Origin of the sequence: Pseudanabaena sp. PCC 7367 (assembly GCF_000317065.1) — a bacterium.
Lineage (GTDB): Bacteria > Cyanobacteriota > Cyanobacteriia > Pseudanabaenales > Pseudanabaenaceae > Thalassoporum > Thalassoporum mexicanum.
This window is the reverse complement of record NC_019690.1, coordinates 100,111-112,064: the sequence shown is the minus strand read 5'-3', so window position 1 is coordinate 112,064 and position 11,954 is coordinate 100,111. Positions and strand designations below refer to the sequence as shown.

Genomic DNA, 11,954 nt, shown 5'->3' with positions numbered 1-11,954 from the left:
TAGTTCGATCTGGGAATCATATGAGTAGGAATATCATGAATATCAATACCGAAGGGCTGCAAGCAAGCACGTCTTCATTGCTTGGCTATGGAGAATCTTTAGATCCAATCTTTGATAATCCTCTGGATTCATCAGCGATCGCCAGTCGTAGTATCACCGATCCGCCATCTATATCACTTCAATCAGATGGCAGTGGCGCTGAAACAGTAATTGGCATATTTAGTGAAGGGGAATGGACTCTCTCTACTCAAGCTTTAAATCCATCATCGACGGTCTTTAACTCTGGTAGCGATTCGGTTGCTATTAGTTCAGATAGTGATCCACTCATTGGTGCAGTACCTTCGCCAACGGCAGCGATCGCTGGTACGCAATTCTCAATCTTGGCGGAAGGAACTCTCATTATCAGTCTTGGTGGTGATTTGGATGGCGATCCACTTGACCCTAGTGATGATGCTTTTATCTATGCAGATCGAGGCTTTAGATTCACTCCTACACCAATTCTGCCAGTAGAGAGAGATGCACAGGGTAATCCGATTCTAGATAGCCAGGGCAAGGAAGTTTTGGTGCCCAATGCGGTGGTTATTGGGCCTGGGCCTACGCAAATATTCCCATCTGCTACTAATAATAACTACAGTGGCTTGATTCCGCCTACTGTTTTTGCTGAGCAAGTCATAGATATTCCTGCCTATGCTGATACTAGAGATCAAGAATTAGATACTCGGATTGCTCCTGGTACCACACCAATTGTATTCAATCCGATTCAAAACCCAGTTCCCAATGCTAGTGCTTGGAACAATAACTTCCCTGCTGGTGGCACAGCTAGCAATCCTACGGTCGTGGAAGTAGCCAGTGAGCTGAATATTCCGGCTGGAGTGACGATCGAGAATACCGTAATTACGGTCAATAATGGCGCAGTTAATTTTATCGGCAGTGGCCATACTCTCAACAATGTGGCGATCGTCACTAATAATGGCTCGATTGATTTGGCAAGTGTGCAGGCTACTGATAGTGCATTCCTGCCTTCTGGAATAGTTTTCATGGATACTGGTGCCAGGTTTGGTGGTCAAAGTTTGATCGCAACTGGCAGCCCAAATGGGATTCATTTCGATGGTGCAACAACAACGACGAATGAAACAGACTTTATTAAGGTAATTGCTCAGGGTGTAATTAATTTTAATGGGAGTGCTGATATCAGAGGTGAATTCCTTAGTGGCTTTGATATCAGTTTCAATACTAACTTCGAATTGATTGGTGGTATTGCGGCGAAGGGAAATATTAGGTTTAATGCTGGTGCGAATGTAACTGCGATCGCGCCAGATGTTGATGCTCCTGTGATTACCGGTGATTTGGTGAATGATACAGCCATTAGTGGCACAAACAGTGATGGCATCACTTCAGATCCTGCGATCACTGGCACCATTACCGATGACAGTGATGTAACTAGTTTCAGGGCTGGATTTAACGGTACACCAGTTGCTAACTATGTTGATATCCTTAGCGAACTACAAAGTGATGGTAGTTTTACCTTATCAACAGCTAGATTGGCACAAATCAATGGTGGAGCTTTAGCTGATGGTACTTATGTACTGAATCTGGAAGCTACAGATGAGTTTGGCAATGTTTCTAACAGCTTTGCGATTAACTTTACGCTCGACACCACGTTACCCACAGTTACTGTGGATCTTTCGGCTGCTACCGATAGTGCGCCAGTTGGTGATCAAGAGACTACCTTCGACCTGGTTACCTTAGAAGGTCAAACTGAAGCAGGCAGTAGTGTAGAGCTAATTCAAACTGGGCAAACAGCTACTGCTAATGGCATTGGTGAATTTACATTTACCAATGTGGCATTGAATCTGGGTAGTAATTCTTTTGACATTAGAGCCATCGATATTGCTGGCAATGAAACTACGTTCAATCGCACTATTACTAGACTTGTCATCGATCCTGATGCGCCAGTAATTACGGGGCAACTAGCAAACGATACGGCGATCGGTGGTACGAATGGTGATGGGATTACTTCTGATCCAGCGATTACTGGCACAGTCACTGATGCCAATAATATAACTGGGTTCGTAGCTGGCTTGAATGATACGCCAGTGGCTAACTATGTTGATATTCTTACTGAGTTGCAGGCTGATGGCAGTTTTAACCTTTCTTCTGCGGTGCTGGAGCAGATCAATGGTGGGCCTTTAGCGGATGGTGTGTATGTGTTGCATCTCCAGGCCACTGATGAGTTTGGTAATGTCTCGGATAGCTTTGATATTAACTTTACTCTTGATACGACTGCCCCAGCAGTACCGACGATCGATTTAGACCCAGCATTTGATACGGAGCCAGTCGGGGATGAGCAGACCACTTTAGACTTGGTGACGCTCACTGGTCAGAGTGAGCCGAATAGTCAGATTGAGATTGTCCAGACGGGGCAAACAGCAGTCGCTGATTTCAGTGGCCTCTTCTCAATCCCTAATGTCGCTTTAGCATTGGGGGCTAATCAGTTTGATATTAAAGCGATCGATGTGGCGGGGAATGAAACTACAATCACTGAGTCTTTCACGCGTCTGGATAATACGCCATTAATCTCGTTTGATGCTGCTTCCTTTAGTGCAACAGAAGAGGCAACGGCTACGGATGTAGTGATTCCAATTACGCTCAGTGATACACCAACGGCTGATGTTACAGTGCCGATTACGGTTGATGGCACGGCGATCGCTGGTGCAACTGATGACTTTACGATCTCGGATAGTTCAATCACTTTCACGGCTGGGGCCACTGGCGTAGATCTAACTCAGAATGTCACGGTCACAATTAACCCAGATGATATTCCTGAGCCCGATGAAACGGTCATTCTCGGCTTTGGTACTCTGCCTGCTGGGGTAGAGTTAGGCAGTATTGATGCCAGTACGGTGACGATCGCGGCGAATGATGCGATTCAGGGTGATACCTTGACGGTGTTGCCGGGGGCTAGCGTAGAGGTGGAGCTGAGCGATATTCTCACTACTGCGGTTAGCTTCAGCTTGCGGGATGCGGATGGCTTGCCTACCGGTGAGTTGGAAGGGGATGGCACGCTTATCTTTAATCCCACTCCAGATCAGATTGGGACTTATCAATTCACAGCGGTGGGTGTTGACCAGAATGGACAGGAATTCACTCAAGTTTATACACTCAATGTAGTTGCAGACCCGATCACTACTACTCGTATTTCTGGCACGATTCTCAATACCGATGAAGATGCTTTAGCCGGTTTACCAATTGAGCTTGGTGGTATTCAAACAATTACTGACAGCAATGGTGAATTTACGATCGAAGTGAGTGGACCATTACCCAGTGATACATTACGGGTATTGGGGCAGGATTTTGATGATGGCAGTGGTGATGAATATCCCTTCATTGCAGAGAAACTAGAGCTTGTTTTAGAACATGATCCCTACATTGGTTTTAATAATATAATCGATCGGCCGCTCTATCTACCAGTGCTGGATACCGCCAATGCAGTTCCTATTATTCCTGGTTCTGGTACCGATGTAACTACAAGCAATATACCTGGAGCATCAGTATTTGTCGCTGCAGATTCAATTGTAGATCAAGAGGGGAATCCTTTTGATGGCGATCTTAGTATCACTGAGGTACCACGCGAATTAACACCTGCGGCACTGCCTGAAAATTTAATCCCAGACGTGGTGGTAACGATCCAGCCAGGTGAAATGGAATTTACTACTCCTGCACCTCTTACCCTACCTAATCGGGCTGGCTATGATGAGGGGTTGGAGATGACTCTATGGTCGATCAACCCAATCACTGGCGAATTTGACAATGTGGGGGTTGGGGTTGTTGCACCTGGTGATGAAGGCTCTGGTGGTAGCGTTATCACCACTACCGAGGGGGGCATTCGCAATAGTAGCTGGCATTTTTGGGCTCCTACCCTTGGAGGAGCTGGAGATCCTCCTTTATTTGCATACGCGCAGGATGATGAAGCCGATTGTGGAGGAGGTGATGATTGTTCCAAGGAAAGTCAACCTTACACATCCGAAGTGCGTCTGTATTCTGGAGCTGTAATAGAAAGGCATGAGCTTGTAACCTACCAATCCCTTGGAGAAACGAGAGGGGTTTCCTTGGTTTACGATTCAGGACGTGCTGACCCAAGGCCAATTGTCAATTTCACCTTTGAAGATGCTACTCGTGGTAGTAGCCAATTTCAACGCTTAGTAGCGGATTTAACTATTAAGCAGGATGATTTTGAATATCAGGTGCCAGGCTCTGCTGCTGGAGATTTTGGATTGAGCGCAGGTCAACATTTTTGGGACTTTCAGTCTGGTAGTTTAACCGCTGGTTTGCAAGCAGACTTAAGTACCCTTTCATCTGGTCGATATGAATTTGAAATGGATACTGGACTTATATGGTTTGATCCTATTGCCAATAACTATAGCGGCACTACATTAACCCAAACAGGCAATTTAATTAGCATCAACTCTATTAACAGCCCATTTGGTAGTGGGTGGGGAATGGCAGGTTTGCAAGAGTTGGTTATTAATGACGATGGCTCTGTGCTGCTGATAGATGGTGCAAGTGGTGAGCTATTGTTTGAAGCACCTACAACTCCAGGTGATCCATATATCTCTCCTGCAGGCGACTTCTCAACGCTCGTGCAACTAACCGATGGCACCTTCCAGCGTACGATGAAAGACCAAACCGTTTATACATTCAACTTCGACAATATGCTTGCCAGTATGGTGGATCGTAATGGTAATGCAACTACTTATGTGTATAACGGGTTGGGTTTCTTAGAGAAAATGATCGACCCAGTTGGTCTGGAAACCACTTTTACCTACAACGCGAATAACAAGGTGTCTTCCATCATCGATTCGTCTAATCGAATTACAACTCTTGGCTATGATGCCGATGGTAACTTAGCTACAATTACTGATCCTGACAATACAACACGTACTTTTAGCTATGATGATAGACATCATATAACTTCAGAAACCGATAAACGGAATAATATTGAGAAGACTTACTATGACTTCGCTGGCAGAGCTGATTATGCAATCACTAAAGATAACGAAAGAATAGAAGTAGAACCTTTTCAATCAAGTGTTCTAGCGAATCCAACTCAAACAACAGACGCTTTAAATGCCCCAACAGCGAAGCCTACAGATGAAATTAAGGCAGTTTACACTGATGCGAATGGTCAGCAGAGTTTAATTACCCTTGATAGGAGAGGGCAAATTGTGTCTGCAAGCGATCAGCAAGGTTTTATGCCATCTGAACAGAGAGATGAAGCTACTAACCTTGTCTCTGAGCGAGTTGATGCCAGAGGTAACATTACCGCATATCAATATGATAGTAATGGCAATATTACTGGCATTGTTGATACCCCAGGGCCAAGGGTTTCATTTGGTAATGCTAATAGTTACGGTGTGGGAGACTTCCCAAATGCGATTGGTTTAGGAGATCTTAACGAGGATGGTATTTCTGATCTAGTCACTACTAGCACATTTAATGACCAGTTCATAAATCTGATATTTGGTGATGTTAGCGGAGGCTTTACAAATAGGGTTGATATTCCTGTAAGCAGCAATGTCTTCTTTAATAATGAATTACCCATAGGTGATCTCAATGGTGACAACCACCTTGATTTAATCGTAGGTGATACTTCAGAACTGGATCTGTATTTCGGGGACGGTAATGGCAACTTTTCCAGCAATCCGTCAAGCAGTGTGTTGTTCAATAATGGTACTGCTATCGGCACTTCCCCAGTTAATGTTACTGATTTAGATTTAGATGGCGATCTTGATATTGTTGCGGAAGTAGCAGCAGTCACAGATACTCTCATTACTAATGTTGCTTTTGCTCTAAATCAAGGAGATGGTAGCTTTTCTGCTCCCACTGGCGTGGGCACTAATGGCGATGTAAGCAAATCAGCGCTAGCAGATTTAAATAATGATGGCTTCTCTGACCTCGTTAGCATTGCTAACTCTTTTGGTGGAACAAGTATCTTTGTTTCAATTAATGATAGTAATGGTAGCTTTAACAGTCCTATATCTATACCTACCGGCGGCATCGATTTAGATGATGGTGCGAATATTGAAGTAGGTGACTTCAATGGAGACAATAACCTAGACCTGGCGACTCCATCAGGTAGCAACTCGATCGCTATTCTTCTAGGTGATGGTGAAGGTGGCTTTGTAAATATCTCTTCCTTTAATTTTGGTTCTCAATTATCCCAATTACAAGTTGGGGATATCGATCAAGATGGCATTTCAGATATTGTTGCAGCTAGAAGCTTTGAAAGCACTGTAGCAGTTTTATTGGGGCAAGGTAATGGCACTTTTGATGCCGCAATTGATTTACCCTCTGATTTTTATGGTGAATCTAAAGTGCTATTGGGCAATTTAAATGGTGACAATATACTGGATATTGCTGCTCTTAATCTTGACGATGATCCAGATATAGATGGCTTAGATAATAATAATGTTTCTGTTATCCTCACTAATGGTATTAATCCTTTATTTGGCGATCCAAATGTTATTGCAGGCCAACAAACCATTACATATGACCCCGAATTTAATCAAATCACTAGTACTACCGATGAGTTAGGTAGACAAACGTTACTGGAAATAGATCCTAATAATGGAAATTTGCTTTCAGAGACACGTGTAGCTGGCGCTGTAGGAGGTAGCGATGATGTGATCACTACCTACACGTATACTCCAGCAGGTCAAATTGATACTATGACGGATCAACTTGGGAGGGTGACAGATAATGATTATGATAGCTTTGGAAATTTAACTAGAATAACCTACGCCAAAGGTACTTCAGATGAGGCATCCCAGGAATTTAAGTATGATGCAGCCGGCAATCAGACTGAGGTAAAAGACGAAAATGGAAATATCACTAGGTATGATTATGATGATTTAAATCGTCTGATCAAAATCACAGAATCAGATCCAGATGGAGAAGGTCCACTTAACTCTCCAATTACCACTTATACCTACGATGAACATGGTAATGAGATAACCATGACAGATCCATTAGGAAGAACAACAGTTAATGGATATGATGAAATGGATCGGTTAATTAGTATAACTGAACCTGATCCAGATGGCGATGGTGTGCAAGCTTCTCCTATAACAATTATCGAATACGACTCATTTGGTAATAGAACGGAAGAGATTGACCCGTTGGGAAATATTACTGAATACCGATATGATAATCGAAATCGATTAATTCGGACTAACTATCCAAATGGAGAATTTGAAATCATTGAATATGACTCTGATGATAATGTGAGTAGCAGAACTGACGCCAATGGGAATGAGGTTGCATACCTTTATGATAACCAGGGCAGAATGGCGTTTAGAACGGATTCAATTACAACTACGTCATTTGTATATGATGCAGCAGGGCAATTGATTGAGACTGAAAGTAACGGTAACAAGATTAAACGTGACTATGACGATCTTGGTCGTAGGACGTTAACCACTGATTCAACTGGCGGCATAACTCAAACAGAATATGATCTAGTGGGTAATATTGTTTTAGAAGTTGATCCTCTAGGAAACTCAACACAATACATCTACGATAATCGTTACAGGGAAGTAGAAGTAATTGATGCTCTCAACGGAAGAACAATCACAGAATATGATAAAGCTGGTAATATCTTGTCGATAACTGACCCAGTCAATAATACAACCGAATTTACATATGATAATTTAAACAGGAAAGTTTCAGAAGAGAATGCATTGGGTGGTGTACGAACCTTTACTTATGATGATGTTGGTAATTTAACAAATTACATAGACCGAAATGGACGCATTACAAGCTTTACTTATGACGGGTTAAATCGAACTATCTCAGAGGAATGGCTTAATTCTTCAGAAGAACCGGTCAGCTCAATCAATTTTACCTATGACATCGCCAATAGAATTACTAGTGCTGATGATGGGAACGCAATATACAGCTATACATATGATGAAAAAGGTCGCATTATCACTATAAGCAGAATTGGAGTGTCGGGCGCACCCGATGTGCTCTTGAGTTATGAATATGATGATTTTGGAAACCCAGTTTCGCTAACTGAACAAATAAACGGCCAAACAGCCGGGAAAATCAGCTATTCCTATGGTGCGGAAAATCGGCTTGAACAAATTATCCAAAGTGGTGAAGGCATTAGTGACAAAAGAGTTGACTATATATATGATTCTGAAGGCAAAATATCTTCACTAGAACGCTACTCTGATCTAACTGCTAACCAACCAGTAATCAACACAAACTATAGCTTCGACCAAGTAAGACAGCTTGATCGCATCAGCCATAATCAATCTGGCTCTGAAGTCGCATTCTATGATTTCTCATACGATCCCGGTTCTCGAATTAATCAAATCAATAGTATCGATGGTGTTACAGGCTACACATACGATGATAACAACAGGTTATTGACCGCTGATAACACAAATACGGTGAGTATTGATGAAGCCTATAGTTACGACGCAAATGGTAATCGCACCAATAGTGGTTACCAAACTGGTGTTAATAATCAGTTACTTTCAGATGGCGAGTACAACTATGAGTACGATTTAGAAGGCAATTTAATCTTGCGAACTGATATCGCAACTAATAATACTCGAGAATATCAATGGGATCATCGCAATCGTTTAGTTGGTATTCAGGATAAGACGGCTACAGGCGATTTAATTGCAAAATTTGATTATACATACGACCATCAAAACCAAAGAATCAAAAAAGAAGCTGATCTAGATGGCGCTGGCAGTGCTGAATCTGAAGTTATCCACTTCGTTCACGATCGGAACAATATATTACTTGAATTTGATAGCAATATATCTTCTGTACAGCCTAGCAATCGATACCTATATGGTTTAGATAGTGATGAGATATTGGCACAAGAAAATGACAGCAATGAAGTTTCATGGGTCTTGAGAGATCACATAGGTACCGTACGTGATGTAGTAGATAACAATGGTTTAGTGTTGAATCATCTTAGCTATGACTCATTTGGGAATATTTTAAATGAGTCAAATTCTAACTTGAACTCAAGACATCTATTCACTGGTCGAGAGTATGACAAAGAAACAGGATTATATCAATACCGAAACCGATATTATGATAGTACAACAGGTAGATTCTTGAATGAAGATCCATTAGGATTTGGTGGAGGGGATACCAATCTATATGCTTATGTAGCGAATGATCCTCTTCACTTTAACGACCCAAATGGTACTGAGAAAAGAGTAGGTGAAGTTCTTCCAGGAAGAATTTACTCCAGAGAAATTAAATATGTTAACAAATGGAGAAAAACGACCGACTCAGATAGTCAATCAGAGATAGCTAGGAAAAGGAATCGCTTTGATGGACCTTTATATATAGTAGAAGATAATTTTGCTGTCGATTTCCAACCAATAAAGAAAGCAGTAAATGAGCGTTCTCTAAAACCTAAGCCAGAACAAATTTTAGGGAACCGAACCAGAACAAATGGAATTGCAGATGATCGTGGCCATATCCTTCCCTTTCTCGTAGGTGGTAATGGCAATTTTGACTATAATAGACCAAATAATTTCTTTTGGCAAAACAGAAAAGTTAATAGAGGTGTATATACAACATATGGTGAAAAAATAGCAGAAAAAATGAGCTTTTTTGCAGATGATGACGACTGCTATCCTCATATCGTGATGAATCTCAAAGCATCATTTTTCTATGATAGAAAGACAAGCCCTTTAAGGCCCAAAGGATTTACCGTTAAAACCACAGCAAAGTTAACTTTACCTGGCCCTATAAATTTGCCCGCAGTTGGAGGCGTTTTGTTCCCTGAGATCAGAGGTATTAACTTTAACGATTTGACCCAATCATTCCTGAATCTGCCGTCAGGCGCATATAGTTCGTGAGGCATTGTTATATCTGCACTTAAGAAAGGATGAAAAGACTCACAAAGTTATTATTACTGGTATGCGTTTTTGCTATATTTCCTATAGGCTATGGTGTTTTTATGGTCCTTGCTAAGTCGCAAAAGCAGCCTAAAATAATTACCAAGAAAAGCCAAAAAAGCGACTACGAAATAGATGGAAGTAGAGTCATGCAGAATGAGGAGAAAAACGAATTATTTCTAGTTAGAGGAGGAAATGGTAATGGTTTTATTAATAATTTGGGAGAACTTGTAATTGTCTGTGATGATAGGTACTTATGCGACCGCCCATTTTCTGAAGGTCTTGCAGCAGTAAAATTAAATAGCGGAAAAATTGGTTATCTTAATAAAACTGGACAATTAGAAATCGAAACAGAATTTGATTACCCAGATGAATTTGAAAGTGATTTTTTCCTGGACTTCTCTAATGGGCTGGCACTCATATCACAAAAAGTTAGGCTACCGGGAGGCAACACATTTGAGGAAATTGGTTTTATTGATAGAACCGGGCAATTAGTAATTGATTCAACTTACTATGGCATGTATCCTTTCTCTGAAGGCCTTGCCATAGTATATATCAATGATCCTCCAGAAGATTTAGTTGGTTTTATTGATACTCAGGGAAACGTTGCTATTGATATTCAATTTGGTTTTGCTAATGATTTCTCAGAAGGCATAGCTGCGGTACAGGTAGCTAGAGGAAGACACTATAGGTGGGGATTTATTGATAAATCAGGCAATTTTGTAGTTGAGCCCCAGTATATTGATGTTGGCAATTTTTCTGAAGGTTTAGCACCTGTTCGAATCAAAAGAGAGGGATATGATTACGCCAATCGTAGTGTTTTTGGTTTTATCAATAAAGATGGAGAAATGGTTATTTCGCCTCAATTTGTCTGGGCTAAAAGTTTCTCTGATGGACTTGCAGCAGTTGCAGTTGGTAATAAGTTCGAGCATAAGTGGGTTTATATAGATAAATCTGGAGATGTCGTAATAGAACCCAGCTATGATAATTTTGATATTGAATCCATAGACTCTTTTTCAGAAGGGCTAGCCTCTATAGCAGTTAATAATTCTGCAGGGGGTATCAATAGTTCAATTGGTTTTATTGATAAAGAAGGTAACTGGGTAATCGAGCCAAAATTTAGCTATGTGGAAGGGTTTAAAGGGGGACTAGCAAGAGTAGATATGGAAGGGTATTACTCTGATAACCAATATGATAATTTTTCTGGATTCATCAGCAGAGATGGTGAAGTTATGTGGAAATTCTGACTTTTCCGCATCAATTATTAGTAGACTGTTCCCGAAAGTTAAACTATTTAAGACTAAAGTTTTAGATTCTATTTCTCGTCCAAAATTATAACAGCACTGGATTTGGGAGATCCATCCCCATTCACATATTCGTAGAGGGTCGTGGTGGTGATTCCCAACTCATCAGCAATATCCTTCGGCCTAGTATTCTTATCAGCCATTGCTGCCATCGCCATTCTTATCTTCGAAGCAGTCATCTTGCGCGGTCTACCACCTTTCCTCCCCCTGGCTCTCGCTGCTTTCAAACCTGCATTAGTTCGCTCTATGATCAAATCCCTCTCAAACTCAGCCAGAGCAGCAAATATAGTAAATGCCAACTTTCCTTCCGGCCGCGTCGTATCGATCGATGCACCAGAACCATTCAGCACCCTTAAACCAATTCCTTCTTTTGCAAAATCCTCAACCAGTTTAACCAGGTGTTTCAAATTGCGCCCCAGTCGATCCAACTTCCAAACAACAAGCGTATCGCCTTCCCGTAAAGCCTTCAGGCAAGAAGTTAAACCTGGTCGATCATCATTTCTACCACTTGCGCTATCATCATAAATGCGATCGGAATCAATACCAGCTTCTAGCAAAGCATCTCTTTGCAGATCGAGCAGTTGCGAACCATCCGCTTTTGAAACCCGCATGTAACCGATCAGCATAATTGACGTGCCTTGATTTTTGGTTGACTTGTGGCGATCGCAAAATCGCCTTACAAGAAAACTATATCTTAGAACGTTTATCTAGCCAA

The 11,954-nt window shown here is 41.6% G+C and carries 3 protein-coding genes; 2 read left to right on the top strand and 1 reads right to left on the bottom strand.

Going from position 1 to position 11,954, the window contains the following annotated elements:
• Positions 1–35: 35 nt before the first annotated feature.
• The gene (locus PSE7367_RS18730) at positions 36–9,896 is read left to right on the top strand and encodes an RHS repeat-associated core domain-containing protein (RefSeq protein ID WP_015146123.1); all 9,861 of its coding nucleotides are present in this window, start codon (positions 36–38) and stop codon (positions 9,894–9,896) included.
• A gap of 29 nt (positions 9,897–9,925) precedes the next feature.
• Entirely contained in the window at positions 9,926–11,182 is a 1,257-nt protein-coding gene (locus tag PSE7367_RS20845; protein WP_051038194.1) for a WG repeat-containing protein, read from the top strand.
• A 68-nt stretch (positions 11,183–11,250) separates the two neighbouring features.
• On the opposite strand, the gene PSE7367_RS18720 is transcribed toward PSE7367_RS20845, so the two are convergent.
• Positions 11,251–11,865 carry a recombinase family protein gene (locus tag PSE7367_RS18720; RefSeq protein ID WP_015146121.1) on the bottom strand — a complete coding sequence of 205 codons (615 nt, stop codon included), beginning with the start codon at positions 11,863–11,865 and terminating at the stop codon, positions 11,251–11,253.
• Positions 11,866–11,954 lie beyond the last annotated feature (89 nt).

Bases quoted from the DNA above. Each gene is read 5' to 3' on its own strand.
- PSE7367_RS18730 (WP_015146123.1), top strand. From the start codon at position 36: ATGAATATCAATACCGAAGGGCTGCAAGCAAGCACGTCTTCATTGCTT.
- PSE7367_RS20845 (WP_051038194.1), top strand. From the start codon at position 9,926: ATGAAAAGACTCACAAAGTTATTATTACTGGTATGCGTTTTTGCTATA.
- PSE7367_RS18720 (WP_015146121.1), bottom strand. From the start codon at position 11,865: ATGCTGATCGGTTACATGCGGGTTTCAAAAGCGGATGGTTCGCAACTG.